Source organism: Mongoliitalea daihaiensis, from assembly GCF_021596945.1.
Classification (GTDB): domain Bacteria; phylum Bacteroidota; class Bacteroidia; order Cytophagales; family Cyclobacteriaceae; genus Mongoliitalea; species Mongoliitalea daihaiensis.
In genome coordinates, this window is sequence record NZ_CP063779.1 from 3172378 (window position 1) to 3198029 (window position 25652).

The window sequence follows — 25652 nt, forward strand, 5'->3', positions numbered from 1 at the left end:
TTAAATAGATTAAAAGTTGGGCCTTTTTCCGAATAAATTTTTTATGATACATTAAGAATTTTCTCCGTCATCATCAGATGAAATATAGACTACTTCGTACATATTCTTACCGTCGACCTGAACCGGTAGATAATATGTTTCCCCAAATCTGATAAAGGTTTTATCACCAATCTTCACCTCTTCTCCTCCCTCTGAAAGACTTTCGACTAATGTTCCTGCTGTCGGAGGTACAACCCGAAATCCACTAGCAGTTTCCTCAAAGTAAGCACCTCCCCAATAGAGGTTGTATTCATTGTCTCCAACAGCAACTTTTTCGAAATTGTCTGGAATGGATTTTACTTCTGCGCCAATAGGGGCAGGTACAACCACGTATCCTTCATCATCTTTTTGGTAAAATACCCCATCAACGTAATGGTATTCATTAATGATGTTTGTCACATTGGTAATATTCGTGATGTTAGTTTCATTGATAATGTTTGTTTCATTGACCACATTGACCACTTGAGCTTGTGGAGGAAGCATGGGAGTATGGAATCCCCATGGATGCCACATAGGACCCCAGAACATCGGTCGAAACGGAAACCAAAAAAAGGTGTGCATGGAGTAAATACGGAATCCACCCCACATAAAAGGAGGACGCATCATCATCGGGTGCATGACATTTACCTGAACAAATGTGTTTCGACGTGCATTTACATTGATTTGATTATTGTTGCCTATATTAATGTTGTTACCGCCTCCTGGTCTGCTTGGACGATTGTTGATACCAGTGTTGGGGTTTCGATCTCTATTTCCAGTGGTATTTCGATCTCCTCTATTTCCGAGAGTTTCATTTCTACTTCCACTTGTGTTTCTATCTCCACGATTACCTGTGTTTCCTCTATCGGCAGTATTGCGATCATTTCTAGAATTATTTCCTCTATCAAGGTTGCCACGGTCGCTTGCTCCACGATCCCGTTGTTGTCGATTATCGCTAATAGACCTGTCCTGTCTACCAGGTTGGGCACTCGGTCTTCTATCTTGTGTCCGTTGTGCACCTCCTGTGATAGACCCTTGCGATGGGCCGGAGGGTCTGGAAGGATTCATCCCAGGATTGGAAGGTCTGTTAGCTCCTTGATTAGTTGGATTTCTACCGGGCTGCATCGTCCCTCGATTGGTAGGCGGAGTACTTGGTCTGGACGGAGCTGCGGTGGGTCTAGCAGGTGATGCACCTCTATTCATGGTAGTCGGGGCTCCTCCACGGGAAGCTGCTGCGCCCGTGGCTCTACCGGTGGATGGATGATTCATCCGTTGGGCAAAATTTTGAGTAGGTTCCAAAAATAGGATGGTTACTATCCAACCTATTACATAAAACTTAAAGGATTGATTCGAAAAGTTCATATCAGTTTTCATTGGAATAGGTGGACGATTTGGAGAGCATATGCATGCGGGTAGCAGTTTCAGGGACAGTAAAGTCAAATAGTGCATTTGGCAAATCAGGATTTAGTTTCCAGTTTGAGAATATCCCTTCAAATTGCAAGAACTGAGGCGATTTTAAATCGTGAATCACATAGCGAAGCGGAAGAGTAAAGGTATCGTTACTAAACCATATCTGTACATTGGTTTCTTCCCCATATGCGATGATATGATGCGCATCTTTCCCGTCGAGCTGTACCAATCCCATGTAACTAATAATCTGATGTGTTTCGATCAAATCATCCGCAAAGGCTGGATAAAAGAAGTCAGCTGCGGGAAATTCAATGTCATATTCCTGATTGACAAAATCGATGGCATCTGGGATATTTTCGGGTGTTTCGATAAACCCATATTGATTGGTAGTCAGGTTATAAAATAGCAAAAGATCGCCTTGATGCCAGATCCCTAATTGCCCTTGTTTGGATTCAGTTCGGATGTGCATCTTGTCAGGGCCAACCATGTAAACTTCATGCGAACGAAACGTTTTTGTCAAACCCTTATTTTCAATCCATTCATCTTGGGCGGTGAATACATGAAATTGAAAGGATGTAAGTTCGCCCAATAAGTCACTCATGCGATCCAAAAGAAGGATGGCTTGATGGTCCAATTGCTGGGCTTGGAGGTGAGAAAAAAGCCAAGCTAGGTAACACAGGCTTGTGAGAACAATTTTTTTCATAATGTTTGCTGCAAAAATCTTGAAATACTGTGATAAAAGGATTTTTAATTCCTGTTAAAGTAAATTTAGATTAAATTTTAAATAAGCGATAGTTGACTTGCTAAATTTTTTTTAATTTGTGTAAGTCGTAAAATAAAATTCTTTTTATTTGTACAAATTTTAAAATAGTACTATGAAAATTTGTTTTTGGAGTATAGTTGCTTTTGTCAGCTTGCTTTTTGTTTCTTGTTTACCTACCAGTCAACCAGACGATATACGAGACCTTACAGTGGTCTACACTAACTTTAATCCTGATTTTCAATTCAATCAAGGGATGACGTATGCGCTCCCTCCGAATGTAATTATCTTGACTTCTGATGGGGTGACTCCGGGTGAACGCCCACCGAGCGTAGATTTTGTAGCCAATCAGCAGTTGTTGAATGTTATGCGGAATAATATGAATGCAAGAGGATTTACTCAAACCAATATTCAAAATCAGCCTGATTATATTCTGTTTCCAACAGTAACGACAGAGGGGAGGGAGATTTTGTTTGATTATGATTCACAGTTTTGGACATGGTGGTTTCCCGAATTGGGACCCGGTATACGCTTCCAATATCCCAACTTTAACCCTTTGATCAATAATTCTTTTAATACGGGTACCCTGTTGATGCAATTGGTGGATAACAGAAACCGTACTCCCAATGCTCCTCTTCTAGTCCATTGGGTTGGCGTAATAAACTTGGGATTGAGTCAGTCAATTACTGATAATACTACCCGGGCAATTCAGGGCATCAATCAAGCTTTTAATCAAACACCAGCTATCAACAGGTAATTATGAAAAATTTATTGATCATATTCGTTTTTTTAATGGTCGCTGCTGGACCTTTCCATAGTGTACATGCTCAGGGAGGAACTATAATTGCAATTAACTATGCCCCAGCACTGCCTATGGGAAATACAGCTAACTTTGCATCTAATTTCACGGGTAGGGGAGTGAGCTTTGAAACTTACTTTATGAAGACCAAAAAATCTGGTTTTGGGATTGAATTCGCTACTAATGGCTTTGCAGATCAGCGGAGTAATGAGAGCATAGAGGTTGGAACAGTAACCGTAACCGGAAATCAATTCAGAGCTGTCTCTGCAACTTCGGTACTGCCATCCTATATTTTTGTGATAGGAGACAACAGCACATTTAAACCCTTCCTCTCCTTGGGGGCAGGCTTGAGCTTTTTGACGCATCAAACAGATATGGGGATTTTTGTTCAAAAAGAAACTGCAACACATGTTGCTTTGAGACCTGAACTAGGTGCAATGTTAAAGATAAGTAATTATGTAGGGATCAAAGTATCTACTAAATATTATCAAACTTTCGGAAGTGAGTCTATCGATGCGCAATCATTTTTGGGCTTTAATCTAGGGTTTGTTATGCTCAATTTCTAACGTATAATTCTATGAAAAATCAAGTCCTTATTCTCTTTGTTTTGTTGGTTTCGCCCTTTTTTAGCTGGGCACAGGGTTCCGTTGCAGATGAAATTATCTTAATCCAGAGTGCTTTTGGCATGGAAAAAAGAGCATTGGTCGAAGACTATATGGGGTTTCCGAAAACATCCCAGTTTTGGATGGTCTATGAAAGCTACGAAGGAGAACGAAGGGCTTTGATCAAGCAACGCATTTTGACTATCAATGATTACTTGGAAAGTTTTGAAACCTTGTCTGATGCAGATGCGGATAGAATAGCTAAAGCAATCATTGCCAACAATGTATCCATTGCTAATCTGCAAAAGCGCTATCATAAGCGTTTCAATAAAGTTGTTTCTCCTACAGAAACAGCGAAGTTTATGCAATTGGATTCATTTATTCAGAATACAGTACTTTTAGCTATTGCGGAAAGTTTGCCCTTTATTGGGGAGAAGAAGTAATGGCAAAAAGGATTGAGGAGGAATAAGGAAGCCCTTAGACAAGCTCAAAGACGTAGAAGAAAGGCGCGCTTGCAACCTGTACGGTAGAAGTTCAGACTCAACTGACAGGAAAGAAAAACCATCAGGGAATTAAGGGAATAAAGATAGAACAAACGAACCCTCTACCTTTTCCCTTCATTCCTTATTTTTCATTATCAATTTCTTAATCAACTGTTCATTGTCCATTGTTCACTCTAAGCTTTTCGTTTGAAGGACCATGTAACATAAAACTTCGCTACAATGTCTCCTTGTGGATTGCGGCCTGTGGATACCATCGTGAGTGATCCGGTATCTTGAGGTTGTAGGGAGTCTATCAAATGGGTGAGTTCAGTTCCTTGGTCGCAAGTAAAGATGATTTTTTGATTGGCTTTTTTATGGTATTCGGCACGGAAATCCACTACGAGCATGCTGAATTTCCCTTTTCCAGCCATGCCTAATTGGCATAAAGCGCCGGTGCTGAGTTCAGCTGCACCTGCGAGTGCAGCGAAATAGATGGACTGAAATGGGTTTTGACTTCTCCAAAAGAAGGGGATACTTACCTCACATTTCTCTAAGGATAAGGACTTGATTTTCAATCTCCAAAAAACCGCTGATGGTAATTTGAAAAGCATGGCCCACCAAAAAATGAAGGGATTCATCATTCTGCTCAAGTATTGTTCAGCCTCTTTTGTCATAGGATATGTTGGTTTGTAGGTCCCAATATACAAGAAAAATTATCTTTTTTTTTCCTAACGGGCGGGTTGATCTTTCGTGTAAATGCAAGTGTATTTTATTTGCAACAATGTTGAACTTTTTGAAGGATTCTGTACTTTTGTACCTGTAACATTATTGCAAACTCCCTTGCGTCCCAACAAATATTTTCTTTTACTCCTCTTTTTCCTCCTGATACTAGCAGAATCTTCTGCGCAGAGCCGTCAAACGATTTTGAGCGGAAAAGTTACGGATAGCAAGCAGATGCCCTTAGCAGCAATTGTTTCCATTCATGAGTTGGGGAGATCTACTGTGGCATCCTTGGAAGGGGATTTTCAATTTTCCAATCTGAATCCTGGCATTTATCACCTACATGTGACGCATTTGGGTTTCAAATCGTATAGTAAAAATGTTGAAGTTGGGATGGAGGGTGCTGAATTAAGCATTCGGTTGGCGGAATCTGAGATTTTGTTGGCTGGATTAACGGTGGAAGCTAATCCGTTTAAGAACGGACCTTTGGAACAGTCCCAAACCATCTTGATTTTGGATCGGGATTTTATTCAAAGAAACAACGGAGGGACTTTTGCCAATGCCATAGAAAAGCTTCCCGGAATTTCGACCATTAATACAGGGGTGGGGATCAGCAAGCCTGTGATCCGAGGGATGAGTTTCAACCGGATCATGGTAAATGACCGCGGCATCAAGCAGGAAGGACAGCAATGGGGTGCCGATCATGGCTTGGAGATCGACCCATTTGACGTGGATAGAGTGGAAATTGTGAAAGGACCGGCGTCTTTGATTTACGGTTCTGATGGAATGGCGGGTGTGATTAATATTGCTCCTGCCGCATTTCAGCAGCATGGGGAAATTGAGGCAAGTTATTCCAGTATGTATCGCTCTAATAATGATATGATATCCCATTCCGTATTTTTGGATGGGAATGAAAAGGATTTCGTCTTTCGTGCCCGATTTACTGCCCAGGATTTTAGTGATTACAGAGTACCGGCTGATAATTTTGTCTATGCTGGATTTTTGTTACCTATTTTTGATAACCGTCTCAAAAATACGGCCGGGCGTGAGCGACATTTTTCATTTACAGGAGGTGTGCAAAAGGATTGGGGATTTTCAACCGTAACAGTTAGCGGATTTAATCAACAAGCAGGAATATTTGTAGGAGCTGTTGGAATTCCCAATATCAACAATCTAAGACATGATGGAGATCATCGCAATATTGATTTGCCTAGGCAGGACAACCAACATTACAAAGTGATCTGGAATAACACCATTCAGTTGGGGAAAAACTGGATGGAACTGGATGTAGGCTACCAGCGCAATCAGCGTCGGGAGTTTTCTTTTCCGCATATCCAAGGCTTGGGAGAAAATGAATTTGGAAATTTGGCGTTATCGCTCGATTTGGATGTATACACGGCAAACCTTCGCCTGAATCAGCAGCACGGGGAGGGAGGTCAGTCTGTTGCGGGTTTCAATATACAGCATTCGGTTAATAGGCAAAGTGGTTTTGAGTTTCTGCTTCCTAATTTTGAATCCCTACAAGGAGGTGTATTCTATTTCAGAGAACAGCGCTTAAATCCCAACCTGGTATGGAATGGAGGAGTGAGACTGGATGGGGCTATACATGATATCCAAGAGCACTTGCAGCCCATTTTTGTTCGCATGCAGCCAACTGGGGAGTTTGAGCAACGCAATGCCGATATTTACCGCACTTTCCTCAATTGGAGTGGAAGTACGGGGCTTTCTTGGGTGTACAAGGATGATGTGAATGTCAAATTCAACTTAGGCTCTGCATACAGAATTCCAACGCCTATTGAATTGGCTTCCAATGGTGTACATCACGGAAATTTTCGACACGAAATAGGTAATGCTTCTCTTACTGCGGAAAGGAGCTATCAAGCTGATTTGAACATTTCCTTATCCAAAAAGAAAATATTGGTGAGTATCAGTCCGTTCTTTGGGTACTTTGACAATTACATTTATTTGGCTCCTGCGCCTCGGTTTTCTCCTTTGCCAGGTGCTAGTTTGCTTTGGGAATATAGACAAAATAATGCCATCTTCACAGGAGGAGAGTTCATGTCACAAGTATCGTTGGTAAAGAATTTGAACTTTTCCCTTGGTGCGGAGTACGTGTATAATCACAACTTGGATACAGGTTTACCCTTGCCCTTGACGCCTCCTTTTTCAACTTTAGCTGGTTTGGAATATAAGATCCCTTCTCTGGGCAAAAACGTCCGCAACATGTATCTGTTTGTGGAATCCCGCTGGGCAGCATCACAGAACTGGGTGGATAGAAATGAACGGATAACCGAAGGCTACCAAATATGGGAAGCTGGTTTGGGTTGGGATCTACAATTAAAAAATCAGCCATTGCAGTTTCAATTGTCAGGTCAAAACTTAGGAAATGCTGTTTATTTCAACCATTTGAGCCGTTATAGGTTGCTGAATTTGCCCGAGCAAGGAAGAAATATTTCCCTAAGTATCCATATTCCAGTAGGAATTCGATAAAAAAACGAAAGAATAGTTTGTAGCTTAAAATGCTATTTCTATATTTGCAACAATATTGCAAATTAAACATTGTAACAAAATCAAATTATGAGAAAGTATCTAGGATTGCTAGCTATGGGTTGTGTGTTGGCTTTTTCGGCCTGTACGGATGATGATAATCCAGCGATTGCTGATCGTGAAGCACCAGTAATTTCTTTTGCTGAGGGCAGGGATGGATTTAGACCAGCGAATAATGAGGTGAGACTCGCGACTACGGACCACATGCACATCCGATTCAGTGTCACGGATGAATCAGGTATTGGTCAAGTATTGGTTGATATCCACAATTCTTTTGATGGTCACACCCATGCACGTATGTCCAATACGTTTGAAGCATTGAATGTGAAAGATATTTACAGTGCAGATGCTGCTAATTTTGCTTTTCGATTTCCGCAAGGTGCTAAGCGATTAAATGTTGATAACACGGCTACGGATATTTATTGGGATGGTCCCACGTCTAGAGTTCAGGGCAATGTATTGGCTGGACCGTATGATATCATCATTTCAGCAGTAGATATTTTTGGAAATCAGACAAGTTTTGCAGATGATAGTAATTACATCGCGACCTTTTTTATCGAGCGTGCTTATGCGCCGCAAGTGGCTGTAACCAACTTGAAGAATGGTGAAATCGATGCTGAAGCAGGTGAATTATTGGATGTAAGAGGAAGTATTGCTAAGGGTACACATTCCTTGAGTTCAGATATCCGTTTTGTATGGATCAGATTGGCTGAGGAGCACGAGCACAACCATAACCATAGTGCTATGGCAAGAGTATCGGATAAAGTGTTTTTCGAAAGAATGTGGGGTTCCTCTACTTGGAGACAAGGCATGTCTGGAGCAACTTTACCAAACACTACTGACTTACGTTTAGAGGACCTATTGACTGGTTCAAATGCAATTACTGTTCCTGCCGGTGAAGATCATCTAGACCTGATTGTATGGGTAGAGGATGTAGCAGGAAATGTTACGCAAAAGACGTTTACGGTGCATATAGATTGATTGTAATAGGGGGCTTTTCCAACATTTGTCCATAACAAACGGGCTGGTTGAGATTTAAACTTTGGAAAAGTACTCCAATCGGCTCAAGGATAGTTTATACCAATTTAGTTTAGGAAAAAAAGAGGGCAGGGATGTCCTCTTTTTTTATGGAAAATGGATTTGGGGAGAAATTTAAAAAAAGCTTAACCCTACGACATTACAAGAGATAGTTTAGATGCTGAGAACGGAATCTAAGCGGAAGAGGAATATGATGTTGTAGGGGAGAAGTGTTTCCATTTTGGAAATAGTTCGATGGAAAAGTATGTGCAAAAATTGCACACACTGCTAGATTAAAGTATTCAATTATACCCAATGTCTAATTGCAATCGTAGGATTGTTTGATTTTATAAAACTTATATTCCAAATGAGTTATGCATTCTATGGCAGCTATGAAAACGTAAAACACGAACGTTAAGATTGTTTTGGTTCCATTTTGATTTTCTCTGTGATTTAAAAAATGAAAATGAACTGAATTAAATTTATTGTGGATATGGCAAGAGGTATGATGAGAATACAGAAGTTTTTTACTTATTTAGCAAAGCAAAATAGGGAGAAAACTTTTTGGAATGGATTCAATAGTAAGCGAAGCAACAATCGAATATGGCTTTATCGGAAGGCTACAAGACCTCAAATACACCTACCGAAAGGATATCCGTGACCGCAAGGCACTTGAACTGAATTTCAGGAAAAAGTTTGAAGCACTCAATAAAGTCAGTCTGACGGATTCGGAATTTGAGCGCTTGAAGGATAAAATCATTCAGCCAGATGTTTTCCTTTCTTCCAAGCTGCTTCGCCAAAAAAATGACTTTATCCGGGAGGACGGAACTCCCTTGGCTTTTACCCTAGTCAATATCAAAGACTGGTGCAAAAACGAATTTGAAGTCATCAATCAGCTTCGGGTCAATTCCCAAAACAGCAGTCACCGCTACGATGTCCTTTTGTTGATCAATGGTATTCCGGTTGTACAAATTGAGCTGAAAACCCTGCAAATCAGTCCCAGAAGGGCTATGCAGCAAATCGTGGATTATAAAAGTGATCCCGGTAATGGCTACACCAACTCACTCCTTTGCTTTGTTCAGTTATTTGTGGTCAGCAATCGAAAAGAGACCTACTACTTCACGAACAATAAAAATCAGCACTTCATCTTCAACGCCGACGAGCAATACCTTCCCGTCTACCAATGGGCGAAACCTGACAACAAGAAGGTAACAAACATTGATGACTTTGCGGAAGAGTTTCTGGCCAAGTGCAAACTAGCCGAAATGATCAGCAAATACATGGTCTTGGTGGAAGTGGAGCAAAAACTCCTCATCATGCGCCCTTACCAAATTTACGCAGTCAAAGCTATTCTCAACTCCATTTCGGAAAATCGGGGCAATGGCTACATCTGGCATACGACAGGTTCTGGAAAAACGCTGACTTCCTTCAAGGCTTCCACCCTGCTTAAGGACAATCCCAATATTGCCAAATGCCTGTTTGTCGTGGATCGAAAGGACTTGGACCGACAAACGCGGGAAGAGTTCAACCGCTTTCAGAAAGACTGCGTCGAGGAAAATACCCATACCAGTACTTTGGTCCGCAGGATGCTTTCTGATGATCACGCGAATAAGGTCATCGTCACCACCATCCAAAAATTGGGCTTGGCGCTTGATCCCAACAACCCCAAAAACTACAAAGAAAAGCTTGCTCCACTGAGCAAAAAGCGCCTGGTCTTTATCTTCGACGAATGTCATCGCTCCCAGTTTGGGGATAATCACAAGGCCATCAAGGATTTTTTCCCGAATGCCCAACTCTTTGGATTTACCGGCACGCCTATTTTTGAAGAAAATGCCAATTACAAGCAGATCGATGGGACAGTGGGAAGCTACGTGACCACTAAGGATATTTTCCAAAACGAATTACCCAAATACACCATTACCAATGCCATCGAAGATCAGAATGTCCTGCGATTCCATGTCGATTACTTCAAGCGAGATGGGAAAAATCTCCCTACCGTCAATGACCCTGCAACCAAGCAGGCCATTATCGAAGCAATTCTGGAAAAACATGAGGCAGCCACGAACTTCAGGAAATTCAATGCCTTCTTGGCGACCAACTCGATCAATGATGCCAACGAGTACTATCACCTATTCAAAGCCATCCAAGCGCAACGGTTGGCGACCAATGAAGAATACCGACCATTAAACATCGCCTGTGTATTTTCACCTCCGGCAGAAGGAAACAAGGATGTGCAGCAGATTCAGGAAGATCTTCCAACGGAAAAAGCCGACAACCAAGTCGCTCCTGAAGAGAAAAAACTGGCGCTCAAAGGCATCATCAACGACTACAACGAGCAGTATGGCACGAATCACTCCATCGGGGAATTTGACAAATACTACCAGGATGTGCAGCAGCGGATCAAAGACCAAAAGTATCCCAACTCCGATGTGCCCCACTCCAAAAAAATTGACTTGGTAATCGTCGTGGATATGCTCCTGACAGGTTTTGATTCCAAATACCTGAATACCCTCTACGTGGACAAAAACCTCAAGTATCACGGCTTGATTCAGGCTTTTTCCCGTACCAACCGGATTCTCAATGGAAGCAAGCCACATGGTCAGGTGATGGATTTTCGGGGTCAGCAGAAAAATGTGGAAGATGCCATCGCCCTCTTTTCAGGAGGTGATATGGACAAAGCCAAAGAAATCTGGCTGGCGGAACCTGCTCCCAAAGTCTTTGAGAAATTTGGAAAAGCCTTGGAAGAGCTTACTAATTTAATGAAGTCTCATGGGGTAGAATGCAAGGCGGAGGAAGTGGCTAACCTCAAGGGAGATATCGCGCGGGCTCAGTTTATCGAAAAGTTCAAGGAGGTGCAGCGACTCAAAACCCAACTGGACCAATACACCGACCTCACCCCTGAAATCAAGGAACAAATCGAAAGCACCTTGCCGGAGGAAGAACTACGATCCTTTAAATCCGCATATTTGGAAACAGCCAAGCGGCTCAAAGGCAAACAGGATGAGGGCGGAGAGGACACTCCTCCGGAGGTGGATGCCCTGGATTTCAACTTAGTGCTGTTCGCCTCGGCAGTGGTGGACTACGACTACATCATGGGTCTGATCGCCAAGTACACGCAAAACAAGCCTTCCAAGCAGAAGATGACCCGGGAGCAACTGATCAACTTGCTCGGTTCAAGTGCCAATCTGATGGATGAGCGGGAAGATATCACCGAATACATCAATAGTCTGCAAGTCGGTAAGGGTCTAAATGAAAAGGAAATCAAATCCGGCTACGAACGCTTCAAAAAGGAGAAATCCGAAAAGATCCTTCTTGAAATCGCCGACACCCACGGACTAGACTTTGATGCCCTGCAAGCCTTTGTTTCGGCAATTCTCAACCGAATGATCTTCGACGGGGATCGGCTGAGCGAACTGCTTGCCCCCTTGGAACTAGGCTGGAAAGACCGAACCAAAAAAGAACTGGCCCTGATGGAACAACTGGGACCCTACCTTAAAAAATTGGCCCATGGCCGTGAAATATCTGGATTAGCAGCGTATGAGTAGTATTAAAAGAAAAGGCCTGACCCCAAATTTGAGGTTTCCTGAATTTCTTTCGGAACCTGAATGGGATTTACCAGAATTAGAAGAAATCTCTGATCGAATCCAGGAAAAAGCTGGAGATTCTGAACTTGAAACTATAAGTATTTCTGCAGGAATAGGCTTTGTATCTCAAAAGGAAAAGTTTAGCAGAGATATTTCAGGACAACAATACAAAAACTATATAAAGCTAAAGAAAGGAGAATTCGCCTATAATAAAGGAAACTCGAAAAAATTTCCACAAGGGTGTATTTACAAGTTAAAGGAGTATAATGAAGGAGCAGCACCAAATTCATTTATCTGTTTTCGATTTAAACCAAGTGTGGTTCCTGATTTTTATCAAGGCTACTTTGAAAGCAATTTTCATGGGAAACAGCTTACCAAATACATAACAAGTGGTGCCCGGATGGATGGACTTTTAAATATTAGTCCTGCCAACTTTTTCAAAATAATTCTTCCAACACCATCCAAAAAAGAAGAACAACAAAAAATCGCCGATTGTCTTTCTTCCTTGGATGAGTTGATTCAGGCGGAGACGGAGCGCTTGGAAGGCCTCCAAGCCCATAAAAAGGGCCTGATGCAGCAGCTCTTCCCTGCCGATGGAGAAACGGTACCCAAACTTCGATTTCCGGAATTTAAGGATAGTGGGGAGTGGGTGATAAAAAGTGTAAAAGATAATATTGATTTGATTACAGGAATTCCAATTAAAAGTGAAGATATCACGGATGATACATCAGGAGTTTCTATTCTCAGGGGAATAAATATCACTGAGGGACAGATTCGGCATTCAATTGAAATTGATAAATATTACAAAGGAGATAATATAGGACTTGATAAATACTTTTTGGCAGAAAATGATATTGTTATAGGAATGGATGGTTCTAAAGTTGGAAAAAATGTTGCTCAAATAACTAGGAATGATCAAGGATCTATTTTGATCCAAAGAGTTGCCAGAATTAGGGCTAAAAATTCTGATTTAGACTATATGTATCAAAATTTTCTATCACAAAGATTTAGAGACTATGTTGACAAAGTAAATACGAGTTCAGGAATTCCTCACATAAGTTCAAAACAAATTGATGATTTTGAAATTGGATTTCCTCCTAAAATACAGGAGCAAGAAAAAATATCTTCCTTTCTTAAACTAATTGATAGTTCCATCAATTCACAATCAGAAAAAATCGAATCCCTAAAATCACATAAAAAAGGATTACTTCAGCAATTGTTTCCTCAATTAGAGTCTTAATATGCCTAACTCTATTACTTTTTATCCTTCCCTTACCGATCTAGCTTCTCATTTAAGAGGTCTAGAAAAGAGCTTTACGTTATTGTTTGCCTATAATGGAACAGGAAAAACCCGGCTCTCCATGGAATTCAAAAATCTAGGAAAGACCGAGGATTCGGCTGATACCCTTTATTTTAATGCCTTTACTGAGGACTTATTTTCTTGGGATAATGATCTGGAAAATGATACCGAACGAGTGCTTCAATTGAATCCCAATTCTCGATTTTTTGAAGGTCTCCAAGACTTGGAAATGGAAAACCGGATCAAACCACTTCTTCTGAAATATGCTGATTTTGATTTCTTTATCGATTATGAAAACTGGAAAGTAAAATTTGTCAGGGAAGTTCGGGTCAATGATGCCACAGAAATCCAAGAAAACATCAAGATCTCTCGAGGGGAAGAGAACTTGTTTATCTGGTGTTTCTTTTTGGCAGTTGCCCAGTTGGCAGTGGACAAGCAAGAGTCCTACGATTGGGTAAAGTACATTTACATCGACGATCCTATTTCCTCGCTGGATGATAACAATGCGATTGCCGTTGCCCACCACTTGGCCAAAATGCTCAAAAATCCTGATAGTGAAGTCAAAACCTTTATCTCTACGCACCACGCATTGTTTTTCAATGTGTTGAGCAATGAGTTTCGTGGGGCGAAAAAACTATTTCTCAAAAAAGTAAGAGGGGGCTATGAAATTAAGGATACCACCGATACACCTTTTATCTATCACATTTCCTTTATCCAAGAATTAAAAAAAGCAGTGGATGAGGATAGGCTTTATACCTACCATTTCAGCTTGCTTCGAACCATCTTGGAAAAGGCAGCAAATTTCCATGGATTCACCAAGTTTTCAGATTGCATGGAAATCGATGATCCAGACGATGAAGGCGAGCTTCATTCCAGATTGGTAAATATCTTAAATCATGGAGGCTATTCCCTCTTTGAACCCACGGAAATGGTTGAAGAAAACAAGCGATACTTCCGACAGATCTTTTACAACTTTCTCACGAACTATAAATTTAACGAAGAACTCTTCGACGAACCAAGTACCTCTACCCCATCATGACCAAACAAGACCAAAATCAATTAGGAAAAACCCTTTGGGATATAGCCGATCAGCTTCGTGGAGCCATGAATGCGGATGATTTCCGGGATTATATGCTTTCCTTTCTCTTTTTGCGCTATCTTTCTGACAATTATGTCGAGGCAGTCAAAAAAGAATTAGGAAAAGACTATCCAGAAACGCCTGAAGATGTAATGAGGAAATTGAAGGTTTCTTCACCTTTGGAAATTTGGTATAACGAAAATCCTGATGATATCGAGGCATTTGAATTAATGATGCGTCGTAGAGTGCACTATGTTATAGAACCAAAATACCTTTGGTCGAATATCTCAGAATTGGCACGAACTCAAGATTCAGAACTGCTTCATATCTTAGAGAAAGGATTCAAATACATCGAAAACCAATCCTTTGACAGCACCTTCCAGGGACTCTTCTCCGAGATTAATCTGTATTCGGAAAAGTTGGGCAAGAACTATACGGAGCGAAATGAACGCCTGTGCGGGATCATTCAAAAGATTTCAGAAGGAATAGCACAGTTTACTACCTCAACCGATACCCTTGGAAATGCCTATGAATATTTAATAGGCCAGTTTGCTTCTGGTTCGGGCAAGAAGGCAGGGGAATTCTATACACCACAGCAGGTTTCAACCATCCTCTCGGAGATTGTGGTATTGGATAGCCAAGACCCCGCTTCCGGGAAAAAATCCAAGATCAACAAGGTGCTGGATTTTACCTGTGGTTCGGGTTCCTTGCTCCTGAATGTACGCCGTCACATGGGAAAAAACGGCATCGGCAAAATCTATGGGCAGGAAAAGAACATCACCACTTACAACCTCGCCCGGATGAACATGCTCCTGCATGGAGTCAAAGACACCGAGTTTGAAATCTTCCACGGCGATACCCTGACCAACGATTGGCCAATATTAAATGAGCAGAACCCAAGCAAAAAGATTGAGTTTGACGCCATCGTCGCCAATCCTCCTTTTAGCTACCGCTGGGAGCCGAAGGATTCCTTGGCGGAGAATTTCCGATTTAAGAATTATGGCCTGGCACCGAAGTCAGCGGCAGATTTCGCCTTTTTGCTCCATGGGTTTCACTTCCTGAGTATGGAAGGAACCATGGCAATAATCCTTCCTCATGGGGTTTTGTTCCGGGGAGGAGCCGAAGAACGCATCCGAACCAAGTTGCTGAAAGACGGGCATATCGATACCGTCATCGGCCTTCCTGCAAACCTGTTTTTCTCCACCGGGATTCCGGTTTGTATTCTTGTCCTGAAGCGTTGCAAGCGGTTTGAAGACGTTTTGTTTATTAATGCTGCTGAGCATTACGAAAAAGGAAAGCGACAAAACGTCTTGAGAGAAGGGAAAGGTCAAGAACCTAACGACATCAAGAAAATCGTGGAGACCTATCAGTTCCGAAAGGAAGAGGAACAGTACTCCCGACGGGTCTCCATGGAGGAAATTGAGAAAAACGATTGGAATCTCAATATCTCCCGCTATGTGAGCACCACACAAGCCGAAGAGATCATTGATTTAGAAGAAGTTCATGATAGACTAGTCGATATCAACCGAAGATCCAAGGAGGCAAGGGAGAAGCATAACAAGTTTTTGAGGGAGTTGGGGTTGAGGGAGATATGAAATATGTGATGGGCAGACTTAAAATGTAAAAATATTTTCAGATTTGGATTCCCAATCGATTAAAAAATTTTTTTAGTTGTATTTTTAGGGAAGTTTAAACCGGTTTATCTAGTTACAAGAATGAAAATAGATTTTTCAAAAATATCAGTAGCCCAAATGCTGGAAAAAATTGGAGCTGGAAAGCACATTCCAGGTTCAGGAAGTTCGGCCGCTTTGCAAGTGATGGTTAATGCGCAACTGCTCTTAACAGTCATAAAAATAACATTGAAGCCGAATAAAAAAGAAAAGTATGGTCATGAGTGGGCTCAAATGCAGGTTTTAAAGGAGAAAATTGAAAATGTGTATATACCACGACTAAACCAGCTTTTTCATGATGATTACATTGTATTTGACGAAGTAATAAAGACTCGGAAACTTCGTGACCATCTGAAATCTGAAATTGAGGAAGGAATTCCTAACAAGTTTCTTAAGGTAAAATCCAAGTTAGACCAAGATCATCTTTCAGCTACAAAAATTGTAATTGAGATCGCAAAGCTATCTCATGAAATTGCTAGAGAGGGGCTTTATGTTTTTTTGAATGGTTTTAAGGGTGCGAGAGGAGACTCAGCATTGGCAATCCAAAACTCCCTTTCAGTAATTATTGGTAGCCTGCATATTGCCGAATTAAACCTTAGGCAGCTTATCGGACACGAAGAGTTTGATGACCTTGAGTTGGAGATTGACAAGATTCGATCAGACTATTTTAAAACCTACTCTGAAGCCCAAATCAAAATAAAGGTCCTTCAAAGACAAATAGAAAAGGCGAAACATTCTCAGTTTAAAATTGGTAATGTCTTATCCAAGGTAAATGTTAGTGAAATTGAAAAAACGGTTCGGGCATTCCAGTTACAGCTTTTTAATGACTCGACATCCAAAGACCTTGATTCCGTTACTAATGCTGAGTTAGCTTTTAACTTTTTGGGTTATGATATCAAAAAGGTCCCAAGCCTTGGGGTGTTTAATGATTTTGATGGTACAAAAGAGACTGCAGGAGCAATTGACAATGTCAAAAAAATAGTACGGGTAGCAACTAAGTTTTCTCCACCGGTTCAACGATATACAATGGCTCATGAGCTCGGCCATGCCATTCTTCATCACAATAATTTAAGGTTGCTCCATCGGGATAGAGAATTAGATTCGCGGATTGATAACCCACGAAGAGATTCCATAGAAGTTCAGGCAGATAAATTCGCTGCTTTTTTCCTTATGCCCCGAAAAGAAATGAAGGCGCAGTTTTTAGCTAGGTTTCATACCGAAAAACTCAAGATAAATGAGGATGTGGCATTTCATTTAGGAATCAGTCTCAGTGATTTACAAAAGGAGTACAAAGAAAAAAGGCATCTTTCCCGTTTTATCGCCTCTACCTCCACTTATTCAGGTAAATCATTTGATTCTCTTGCCAACCAATTCAAAGTATCTATAGAAGCAATGGCGATTCAAATTGAAGAATTAGATTTAATTGATTTTAAAAGTATTGGATATTAATTGCCCAAAATGTAAAAAATCGGCAAAGCCTCAGCCTATTGAAAATGAATTAAGTCGCCTCCCCAAATTATTCGGATTCCAAAATTGTTGACAAATTCAACAGAATAAAACTCTTCACCACCAATGATCTGTCCTGCGCTTTTAATTTGACCACTAGTTCCTATTGGAATATTAATGCCATCAGAGAAATATTGTGTTTTATTTAAAGTAACCCAATCATTTTTTTGAAACCTCATAGCTATCACTTAATTAATTGTTTCTCATAAAGAGTTTGAAGAATTTTTATATTATTAATAATTGTTTTTCGTTGTTCCTCGTTCAAATTTAGATTCTCTAATGACTTTCCATTTTCAATTATTGAAATTAAAAATGCTTTGGAGATATTTTCAGTTCTTTCACTTTCTCTGAGCAGCTCAGTTCTCATGCTTTCAATGTAACTTAAGGAAGTGAACATTTCTGAATTTTCATTTGTTTCCATCCCTAGTATAGAAGAACCATTTATCGGTACGCCTGCAGAATAACCAAGGTATTTTATTCCTTGGTTAAGGACCTTAAATGAAGTTTTTATAGACTCGTTAGCATCCATTCTAACACCCTTAACTGTGAAGGTTCCAGGATTGTCCATTTTTATTGCAATATCTGAATTACCAAAAAAAGTGCATGCCTTTGCTTTATTGTATCTTGCTTTTAGCTTTCCCATATCCCTATCTGCACTTGAATTTAAGTTAACATTGGTTTTGTATTTTCTCCAATATTTATTAGGAGCTCTTGTTATTAAGTATGAAAACTGATCTGAATATATTGATTCACCAAAGCTTGATTGACTAGAGAACGAAGGATTCCAAAAACTTTTGGTAATAAGGTCTTTACTTACATTTACATCTGTTATTCCTAATTCTTTTAACTTTTGAATTAAATCATTTATTCCGTCCCGATAAGCCTTATCTCCAAGGCTTTCTAAAGATTCCATATAACTAATGAATTTGGAATCTTTAACTACATTTAGATTTATGTTCAAAGTATCAATCGCTTTTGTATAATAGGTATATGGTTCATTTTTTAGTTTATTCAGTTCCGATTTAATCGAGTTTTGGAGTTGTCCATTAAGAGAAACCTGTTGATTTTGAGTTACAGTTTTAATTAACTCATCGGATAGAGTCAAATAATTTTTATCCAATGAGTGAATTTTTTGGTTTAACACATTTTCTAAATTTTTAATTCTCGCTTCTGTATAATCGACTGAATTAATTAGAGCCCTCTTATCGAACGTATCAACCGTTATTTTCATTTTTGAATAACATGAAGACAGCAAGAATAGGATAGTTACGATTTGAATCTTTTTAATATTCATTGATAAACCAATTTTGAGCATCTGATAAATTTTCGAATGCCGTTTTTCTTCCATTTAAAAATCCTATATGATTAATGTAAGATAATAAAACAGTCAAGGCATCTCCTGTTGGATTTGTTTCAATCAATTTGATGTACTCTTTTGTTAATTCTGCTAAATCTTTATTTTTCTTATCTAAAGCTTCTCTTTCCAAACGAATGTTATTAACAACTGAAATGGATTCTTTTCTCGTTATACTGGTAATTGTTTTTAGTGTCTCTTCATTTGAAGAAAAAGCACCAATCTGATCGGTTACTTCATTGGAATTAGTAGAAAGAATGAATACTAATGACTTGTCATTTAAGACAGAATTTCCATTAGGTAGAATTTTTTTAATTGGTTTTGATATTATTTTTGCAGAATCGGGTCTAGATATTTCACTGAAAAAATAATTTACAGCATCTTGGTCAAATTCTCCAGACATATATCTTGAACTTGATAAAAACGCATGTTGATTTATTTTAAGGCGATAATAGTTGTCGCCTTGTTTTAAATAATGAAGTTCTTTTGTGCTTTGGCATCCGATCAAAAGCAAGAGAACAAAAACAAAATAAATTCGCATAGTGTCAGGTTAAAATTTTTCAAATATTTTTATTAGATCTGAGGTGTAAAAGTAATTTAGATACCAAAAAAGGTTGATTTTCACTCCTCAACCCTTTTTCAAACCCCTCCCTCACCCAAAAACCTCCCATATCTCCTGCCGCTTACTCACTTCCTATAGTCGATATAGGATTTTAGCGTGCTGGAGGAAAAAAATAGCTCGTCACTGATTTGTTGGTTGCTTTTGTGTTGAAGGATAAGGTTGAGCACTTCCCGTTCGTTACGGGAGAGAGTTTCGAGTTTGGCTTGGAGGTCGAGTTGGGAGTCCTTATTGTCCAGTTGGCCGACGAGAACTTTTTTGTAAGCCTGTTTCATGGCCCCTACATATACCCAAGATGCGCCGAAACCCATAAATGTGAGCATGATACTTGGAAGCATGATGCTAAGCAAATGCTTCTACTGGGAATGTAAAGGCTTGAAAAGTTTTATGATAAAAAGGTTGGTGATTTAAATGATTCCATACAAAATTTTGCACTTTTCACTTAGACAAAATTTCAATACTTAAAATTATTCAATTACTAGGGGTTATGCTATACCCCAATTGGGGTAATTTTTGTTCTCGCAGATCTAGGGGATTGAACAGATTGGTCGCAGATGGAAGGGATTGATTGGTTCAAATGGATTTTTTTAAATTAAAAAATTGTCTAGATAAACCTCTCTTGTTTCTAAAATCTAATCTCTAGCCTCTCGCATCTCGCTTCTTCAACCATCCGCCTTTATCCTTCATCCTTCACAAACGTAAATCCCCTTGCATCATTTCCTTCATAAAAATCCACCAACATGCCCATCAGAAACATATAGTGCTTCTTTTCAACCAACACAGGTATCCCATCCACATGGAATTGCTGATCGCCCTCTTTGGCTTTGTCGAAACCGAGTTGATAGGCCATGCCTCCGCAGCCGCCTCCCTTCACGCCTACACGAAGGGCATAGTTAGCTGGGATATTCTTGTGCTGCATGATATTTTTAATCTCTATCTGAGCCTTTTCAGTTATTTTTATCGGTACAATCATGACCTTTTAAGTCTATTTTTCGTAATCAAGTTCACCATTCAACCTCAAAAATACTAAAAACAAGGTTTTATCCTGCTCAATAATTTCGGATATTCGAAACTTAATTTAACATAACGCATGGAGTATATTGCAGATGTCTTGAAAATTGTTTTGCCCGCAGCATTAGTTATTTATGGCATGTACCTGATGGTCATGTCATTTCTAAATAAAGAGCGGGAAAAACTGTTGGTAAATCTAAAAACCAAAAATACAGAAACGATTTTGCCCATCAGGTTACAAGCTGGAGAGCGCTTGTGTTTGCTTTTAGAGCGGATTACTCCAAACAATCTTATTCGAAGAGTCAATAATCCTACATTTTCAGCAGCGGATTTACATAGGCAGTTAATGTCTGAAATCAGAGAGGAGTTTAACCATAATCTTGCCCAGCAGGTATATTTCTCAGACCAAACATGGGAGTCTGTTCGGGCTGCTACAGAATCGGTTGTCACGCTTTGCAATACGGCCTTGCAAGATATACCCGAGGATGCAAGAGGAATCGACTTGGCTAAGCGGATTTTTCAGTTATCTTTAGATCAACGCTCAGATGCCATCCAAGTGGCTTTAAAAAATGTTAAAAACGAAATCCGCATTTTCTTTTAATATGACTTCATTTTTCGATCATACCACTGATTTTTTTTCCAAAGCCAAACTGATGTATCAGCGGCAGGCAGAACGAATCATAGGAGAAGAGGGTGGATTGAAGAAATTACAGCAGCAGGTGAGGATAAAGTTGGAGCAAGTCAGCCATCATCCCAAGGTCATAGAGGCAATGGAGCCTATTTTGGTCTTTAAACGAATGATTCAAGCACATAAAAAAGGAGATTTTAAGGTTTCTTCCAAATCACTAATGTTGATGGTGTTAGGACTTGTCTATTTCGTATCGCCTTTGGATATTATTCCAGATGTAATGCCTGTGATAGGCTTTGCGGATGATTTATCGGTATTAATAGCAGTGTACAATGCCATCAAACACGAAGTAGATGAATTTTTAGCTTGGGAGAAAAATCAAGACATGTCGAGAAAAGGACTTAACAAATAAATTTATCATGAATCAACTTGCATTTATTATAGGCACATCTGGATTGATTGGAAAACAGTTGATGCATCAATTGCTTCAGGATGAACGCTATGCTTATGTCATTTCAATTGGGAGAAGGAAATTAGCACTCAAACATCACAAACTCATTCAGGTGTCGGGAGATTTTAGCAATGCCGCTTTATGGAATCTTGAACACATGCTTCGAGAAGAAGACCTAGGGGGGCAATTATTCCCCCTTTGGGAAAAAATCTCTCAAAAATCAATATCCATGCATGCTTTTTGTTCGTTAGGAACGACAATCAAGCAAGCGGGAAGTCAGCAGAAATTTTATGAAATTGATCATGACTATGTAGTGAAATCTGCTGCTTGGTTACATCAACAGGGTGTAAGCAGATATATGTATGTTTCGGCAATTGGAGCAGACCCCATGTCCAAAGTTTTTTACAATAAGGTAAAAGGGGAGGTTGAAGAAGATTTAAAGGTAATTCCTTTTGACTATCTGGGACTCATGCAACCTTCTTTACTGTTAGGCAATCGATCCGAGTTCCGACTGGGAGAAGAGTTTGCAAAAATAATTACCAAGCCAATGGTATGGTTTAACATTTATAAAAAATACAGACCAATCTACGACCATCAAGTTGCAAAAGCCATGCTTGATCATGCCAATCAGGCAAAATCCGTTAAAGTTCAAGTGATTGCAAACGCTGAAATGGTTATGTATTGATATGATAGCAGTTATTCAACGGGTTTCAGAATCCACTGTATGTATTAATGGGGAGATTAAAGGTATTATTGGTGCAGGTCTGATGATCTTACTGGGTATTGAGGAAGCGGATGCACAGGATGATATGGATTGGTTGAGTAAAAAAATTGTCCATCTGCGAATCTTCCCTGACGAGCAAGGGGTGATGAATAAAAGCATATTGGACTCTGGAGGCGATATTTTATTGATTTCTCAGTTTACCCTGCTTGCTAGTACCAAAAAAGGCAATCGCCCTTCCTACATCAAAGCGGCAAAACCTGATACTGCTATTCCTATGTATGAGCGATTTATCCAAGTTTTGGAAAGTGATTTAGGCAAAGCTATCCAAACAGGAGAATTCGGGGCAGACATGAAAGTTTCGTTGATAAACGATGGGCCAGTTACTATTATCATCGACAGTAAAAACAAAGTTTAATGTTGCTACAGTTTCACCAAGTGAGCGTTCATCATGGACAACAGGTCTTGTTTGAAAACCTGAATTTTACTTGGAATGAAAGGGAACATTGGGCAATCATTGGAGATCAAGGTCAGGAGCTGACCGATTTTTTACAGTTATTATTGGGAAACCGATCAGTGGTATCGGGTAAAATTGAAAGGCCCTTTGTTCGTACGTATGCTCTTGACAAAGGCAGTCTAGGAGAGGTTTTTTCTTTTCGGGATTTAATTGCTTATGTAGGGCAGGAGTATCCGTTTCGAAACAAATCCAATCTTCAAAATTTTTACTACCAACAACGATTCAATTCTATGGATTCTGAGGACACCGTTTCGGTGGAAGATTATCTGAAAAATACCCCCAAGCGAAGTGGTTATTGGACACTTTCTCATGTAATTCAACTGTTGCGCTTGGAGCACCTGCAAAAAGAATCCCTGATCAAGTTATCTAATGGAGAATCTAGGCGATTGGCTATAGCCTCGGCTTTGATGCAGCAGCCCAAACTCTTGCTAATGGACCATCCTATGACTGGATTAGACGTGCAAACAAGGGCTTCATTTAATCAAATTCTTCAGGCAATTCAAGCAGCGGGTGTACATATCCTGATGAGCACCATCCCTTCTGAAATCCCGGAATCTTTGACGCATATTGCCATGCTTAAGGACAGGTTTTTGGAAGTAGTGGATAGAAAATTTATTCAACGAATTTCATTCAAAAAAGAGGATCCTTATCCTTTACTAACGAAGGAAAAACTTCGAGATTTATTTGAACCAAAAAATTATGCACCTGTACAATCTTTGGTTCGATTAGAAAAAGTATCTGTACGCTATGGGGAAAAATGGATTTTACGAGAACTGTCTTGGGAGGTAAAACCTGGAGAGCGTTGGCTATTAAAAGGACCTAATGGATCTGGAAAATCTACGCTGATAAGCTTACTCATAGGTGAACACCCTCAAGCTTATGCCAACCATATTGTGTTATTTGACCGCAAACGGGGTACAGGAGAGAGTATTTGGGAAGTGAAAAAGCCCACAGGTTTTGTAGCCCCGGAGCTCAGTCGTTTTTTTCCCAGAAATCAAACAGTTTGGAAAGTACTGCTGTCCGGATTTTACGATACCATGGGCTTGTTCAAAAAGTCAAATCCAGAACAGGAATTAAAAGCTTCTCAATGGTTGGGGTTTTTAAAGCTGAATTCTAAGGCACACATTCCCTTTCAACAGTTACCATTAGCGGATCAGCGGATTCTACTACTAGCTCGAGCCTTGATAAAATCCCCACAACTATTAATTGTAGATGAAGGTGCACAGGGGTTGGATATTGAACAGCGGACGCGATTTAAATTTTTATTAGAGGCTGTATTAGAATTATCTTCCGTCGGATTGATTTATGTATCACATTATGAAGAAGATATACCCCGTGGAGTTACAAAAATACTAGAGCTTAAGCCGAGTTAAGGTTTTTGAATATCTTTTGGAAGAGTGGGAAGTGTAATGATTTCTTTCAACGTTCCATTAGCCTTTAACTTAATGCCAGTAAGTGCTAATCCTCTAAAAGCAGCTGTATCAATGTTCCATGAATTTGATTCTTGATTATACTGAGGCTGACCGGTAAGGACTGGCGTGTGTCCATGGATTTGCAATCTGCCTATGTTTTTCAGGGGTTTTCTATTCCACAATACAGACTCAGTATGATTGGAATGGTACAAATCAGGATGAAAACTACTGACTCCTGCATGAGAAATTAATACCTCTTTATTTTCCCAGTAAAAAGGGAGAGTATTGATCCAATTGGCATAAAATTCTATATCAAGTTCCGATTTTTCAAATTGCGCCAAGGTTTCTTGACCACCATTGTAAAGCCAATGATCCAGTTTGGGCTCATGAATATGTTCCAACAGCAATTGCTCGTGATTGCCACGAATGAAATGTACGGAACGCTTGAATGTGTTTTTCAATTCAAAGGCCAATCGAATGGTTTCGGGAGAAAAGTTTCCACGGTCAACCAAATCACCTACCTGAATTAATTGCTCTTTTTTTGGATCCCATTGATCCATGAGCGTCAAATAAGTGTGGAAACAACCGTGCACGTCTCCGATTACAAACAAATCCATCATGATCAATTGCCACTAAATTTTCCGCAATATACATTTTTAGCTAGGTACAGAAAAAAGGTACTTGATTTATGTGCGAAAAAGTATGTAAATTGTTGAGCTTCAATACATCCTTTTAAACAATTAACATTTATGTAAGTTAATCAAACAATTGCAAATTCATTCATCATGCGACAAACCTATTTTATCTTTGCTATTGCCATACTCATCCTTAGTTGTGCATCCCAAAAAGACTTCGTAGCAGAATATGATTTTAATTATTCTGGAAATTTCAAAAAGTACAAAACCTTTAATTTTGTAGTGAATGCTATTCCTGAGGATAGCATTGCTTATTTTGAGGCCATAGAGCGTACAATTACCTCGCGATTGGGTTCACAGGGGTTTAGATTGGACCAGAATAGACCAGATTTATTGATCAATTACAAAGTTTTCAATGATTCAGTCAAATACAGAGGGTACGAGCAACCTAATTTTGATTACTGGCTCAATAGACGTACTGGAACCGTAGAATTGACAGAAGAAGAGGAGTTGCGCCAACGTGAAAAAGATGAAACATACAATCGTGTAAAGTTTGTAGAAAAGAATGGTTTGCTTGTAATTTATGTAATTGACAATAAAAAAGGGAATACTATTTGGCAAGGGTATACTGCTGGAACATTTGATATGTATGCGGCAGATGGACAATCAGATCTCACCAAAGCCACTTATCGAATTATGGATCAGTTTAGATTAGTGACAAGAAATTGAATTAGTCACGATTTTTAAAATCTTTATCCGCTCAGCTAACTGGTTTGTGAGAATTTAGTTTTGGCTGTTTAATGGTTATTTT

25 protein-coding genes are annotated in these 25652 nt (G+C 39.7%); 16 read left to right on the forward strand and 9 right to left on the reverse strand.

Annotated elements, in window-relative coordinates:
* Positions 1 to 51 precede the first annotated feature (51 nt).
* Together IPZ59_RS13345 and IPZ59_RS13350 are read right to left on the reverse strand one after the other, a co-directional pair.
* On the reverse strand, positions 52 to 1392 hold the full coding sequence (locus tag IPZ59_RS13345) for a DUF6515 family protein (protein WP_236136548.1): 1341 nt from the start codon (positions 1390 to 1392) through the stop codon (positions 52 to 54).
* The gene (locus IPZ59_RS13350) at positions 1382 to 2131 is read right to left on the reverse strand and encodes a DUF2092 domain-containing protein (protein ID WP_236136549.1); all 750 of its coding nucleotides are present in this window, start codon (positions 2129 to 2131) and stop codon (positions 1382 to 1384) included. Before IPZ59_RS13350 ends, IPZ59_RS13345 begins: the two co-directional genes overlap by 11 nt.
* A 172-nt stretch (positions 2132 to 2303) precedes the next feature.
* Between IPZ59_RS13350 and IPZ59_RS13355 the strand changes: the two genes are divergently transcribed.
* The 3 genes from IPZ59_RS13355 to IPZ59_RS13365 are packed head-to-tail and all read left to right on the forward strand — an operon-like array spanning position 2304 to position 4032.
* Positions 2304 to 2945 carry a DUF4136 domain-containing protein gene (locus IPZ59_RS13355; protein ID WP_236136550.1) on the forward strand — a complete coding sequence of 214 codons (642 nt, stop codon included), beginning with the start codon at positions 2304 to 2306 and terminating at the stop codon, positions 2943 to 2945.
* Positions 2946 to 2947: 2 nt separating this feature from the next.
* Positions 2948 to 3553 carry a hypothetical protein gene (locus tag IPZ59_RS13360; RefSeq protein WP_236136551.1) on the forward strand — a complete coding sequence of 202 codons (606 nt, stop codon included), beginning with the start codon at positions 2948 to 2950 and terminating at the stop codon, positions 3551 to 3553.
* Positions 3554 to 3564: 11 nt separating this feature from the next.
* Positions 3565 to 4032: a hypothetical protein gene (locus tag IPZ59_RS13365; protein WP_236136552.1), complete on the forward strand. Its 468-nt coding sequence runs from the start codon at positions 3565 to 3567 to the stop codon at positions 4030 to 4032.
* Positions 4033 to 4265: 233 nt separating this feature from the next.
* Here IPZ59_RS13365 and IPZ59_RS13370 read toward each other — a convergent pair whose 3' ends face one another.
* Positions 4266 to 4745 carry a DUF4442 domain-containing protein gene (locus IPZ59_RS13370; protein ID WP_236136553.1) on the reverse strand — a complete coding sequence of 160 codons (480 nt, stop codon included), beginning with the start codon at positions 4743 to 4745 and terminating at the stop codon, positions 4266 to 4268.
* A gap of 250 nt (positions 4746 to 4995) precedes the next feature.
* On the opposite strand from IPZ59_RS13370, the gene IPZ59_RS13375 reads away from it, so the two are divergent.
* The 7 genes from IPZ59_RS13375 to IPZ59_RS13405 all read left to right on the forward strand — a co-directional run bounded on the left by IPZ59_RS13375 (position 4996) and on the right by IPZ59_RS13405 (position 17436).
* Positions 4996 to 7281, forward strand: coding sequence for a TonB-dependent receptor (locus tag IPZ59_RS13375; RefSeq protein ID WP_236136554.1), 2286 nt, complete (start codon positions 4996 to 4998; stop codon positions 7279 to 7281).
* Positions 7282 to 7368: 87 nt separating this feature from the next.
* Complete coding sequence (locus IPZ59_RS13380) at positions 7369 to 8319, forward strand: DUF4625 domain-containing protein (RefSeq protein ID WP_236136555.1); 951 nt, start codon at positions 7369 to 7371, stop codon at positions 8317 to 8319.
* Positions 8320 to 8924: 605 nt separating this feature from the next.
* On the forward strand, positions 8925 to 11900 hold the full coding sequence (locus IPZ59_RS13385; protein ID WP_236136556.1) for a type I restriction endonuclease subunit R: 2976 nt from the start codon (positions 8925 to 8927) through the stop codon (positions 11898 to 11900).
* Complete coding sequence (locus tag IPZ59_RS13390; protein ID WP_236136557.1) at positions 11893 to 13179, forward strand: restriction endonuclease subunit S; 1287 nt, start codon at positions 11893 to 11895, stop codon at positions 13177 to 13179. Before IPZ59_RS13385 ends, IPZ59_RS13390 begins: the two co-directional genes overlap by 8 nt.
* 1 nt (position 13180) lies before the next feature.
* Complete coding sequence (locus IPZ59_RS13395) at positions 13181 to 14278, forward strand: AAA family ATPase (protein ID WP_236136558.1); 1098 nt, start codon at positions 13181 to 13183, stop codon at positions 14276 to 14278.
* Positions 14275 to 15912, forward strand: a complete 1638-nt coding sequence (locus IPZ59_RS13400; protein WP_236136559.1) for a type I restriction-modification system subunit M — start codon at positions 14275 to 14277, stop codon at positions 15910 to 15912. Before IPZ59_RS13395 ends, IPZ59_RS13400 begins: the two co-directional genes overlap by 4 nt.
* A gap of 120 nt (positions 15913 to 16032) precedes the next feature.
* On the forward strand, positions 16033 to 17436 hold the full coding sequence (locus IPZ59_RS13405) for an ImmA/IrrE family metallo-endopeptidase (RefSeq protein ID WP_236136560.1): 1404 nt from the start codon (positions 16033 to 16035) through the stop codon (positions 17434 to 17436).
* A 35-nt stretch (positions 17437 to 17471) separates the two neighbouring features.
* On the opposite strand, the gene IPZ59_RS13410 is transcribed toward IPZ59_RS13405, so the two are convergent.
* From IPZ59_RS13410 to IPZ59_RS13430, 5 genes are all read right to left on the reverse strand, one after another.
* Positions 17472 to 17672: a hypothetical protein gene (locus tag IPZ59_RS13410; protein ID WP_236136561.1), complete on the reverse strand. Its 201-nt coding sequence runs from the start codon at positions 17670 to 17672 to the stop codon at positions 17472 to 17474.
* Positions 17673 to 17677: 5 nt separating this feature from the next.
* Positions 17678 to 18787: a hypothetical protein gene (locus tag IPZ59_RS13415; protein WP_236136562.1), complete on the reverse strand. Its 1110-nt coding sequence runs from the start codon at positions 18785 to 18787 to the stop codon at positions 17678 to 17680.
* A complete protein-coding gene (locus IPZ59_RS13420) occupies positions 18777 to 19388 on the reverse strand; it encodes a hypothetical protein (RefSeq protein WP_236136563.1) in 612 nt (203 codons plus the stop codon). The genes IPZ59_RS13415 and IPZ59_RS13420 overlap by 11 nt, the downstream gene beginning before the upstream one ends.
* A 146-nt stretch (positions 19389 to 19534) precedes the next feature.
* On the reverse strand, positions 19535 to 19804 hold the full coding sequence (locus IPZ59_RS13425) for a LuxR C-terminal-related transcriptional regulator (protein WP_236136564.1): 270 nt from the start codon (positions 19802 to 19804) through the stop codon (positions 19535 to 19537).
* 338 nt (positions 19805 to 20142) lie between these two features.
* Positions 20143 to 20439 (reverse strand): HesB/IscA family protein, encoded by a 297-nt coding sequence (locus tag IPZ59_RS13430; protein WP_236136565.1) that lies wholly within the window; start codon positions 20437 to 20439, stop codon positions 20143 to 20145.
* A 117-nt stretch (positions 20440 to 20556) separates the two neighbouring features.
* On the opposite strand from IPZ59_RS13430, the gene IPZ59_RS13435 reads away from it, so the two are divergent.
* From IPZ59_RS13435 to IPZ59_RS13455, 5 genes are read left to right on the forward strand one after another with little or no spacing between them, the layout of a single operon-like run.
* Positions 20557 to 21078 (forward strand): DUF7935 family protein, encoded by a 522-nt coding sequence (locus tag IPZ59_RS13435; protein ID WP_236136566.1) that lies wholly within the window; start codon positions 20557 to 20559, stop codon positions 21076 to 21078.
* On the forward strand, positions 21047 to 21517 hold the full coding sequence (locus IPZ59_RS13440) for a YkvA family protein (RefSeq protein ID WP_236136567.1): 471 nt from the start codon (positions 21047 to 21049) through the stop codon (positions 21515 to 21517). The genes IPZ59_RS13435 and IPZ59_RS13440 overlap by 32 nt, the downstream gene beginning before the upstream one ends.
* Before the next feature lie 7 nt (positions 21518 to 21524).
* The gene (locus IPZ59_RS13445; RefSeq protein WP_236136568.1) at positions 21525 to 22241 is read left to right on the forward strand and encodes a Rossmann-fold NAD(P)-binding domain-containing protein; all 717 of its coding nucleotides are present in this window, start codon (positions 21525 to 21527) and stop codon (positions 22239 to 22241) included.
* A 1-nt stretch (position 22242) separates the two neighbouring features.
* Positions 22243 to 22695: a D-aminoacyl-tRNA deacylase gene (dtd, locus tag IPZ59_RS13450; protein ID WP_236136569.1), complete on the forward strand. Its 453-nt coding sequence runs from the start codon at positions 22243 to 22245 to the stop codon at positions 22693 to 22695.
* The gene (locus IPZ59_RS13455) at positions 22695 to 24167 is read left to right on the forward strand and encodes an ATP-binding cassette domain-containing protein (RefSeq protein ID WP_236136570.1); all 1473 of its coding nucleotides are present in this window, start codon (positions 22695 to 22697) and stop codon (positions 24165 to 24167) included. The genes dtd and IPZ59_RS13455 overlap by 1 nt, the downstream gene beginning before the upstream one ends.
* Here the strand turns inward: IPZ59_RS13455 and IPZ59_RS13460 are convergent.
* The gene (locus IPZ59_RS13460) at positions 24164 to 24826 is read right to left on the reverse strand and encodes a metallophosphoesterase family protein (protein ID WP_236136571.1); all 663 of its coding nucleotides are present in this window, start codon (positions 24824 to 24826) and stop codon (positions 24164 to 24166) included. The genes IPZ59_RS13455 and IPZ59_RS13460 overlap by 4 nt on opposite strands.
* A gap of 165 nt (positions 24827 to 24991) precedes the next feature.
* Here IPZ59_RS13460 and IPZ59_RS13465 point away from each other — a divergent pair, with 165 nt between their 5' ends.
* Positions 24992 to 25570, forward strand: coding sequence for a DUF4136 domain-containing protein (locus IPZ59_RS13465; RefSeq protein ID WP_236136572.1), 579 nt, complete (start codon positions 24992 to 24994; stop codon positions 25568 to 25570).
* The last annotated feature ends 82 nt before the right edge of the window (positions 25571 to 25652 follow it).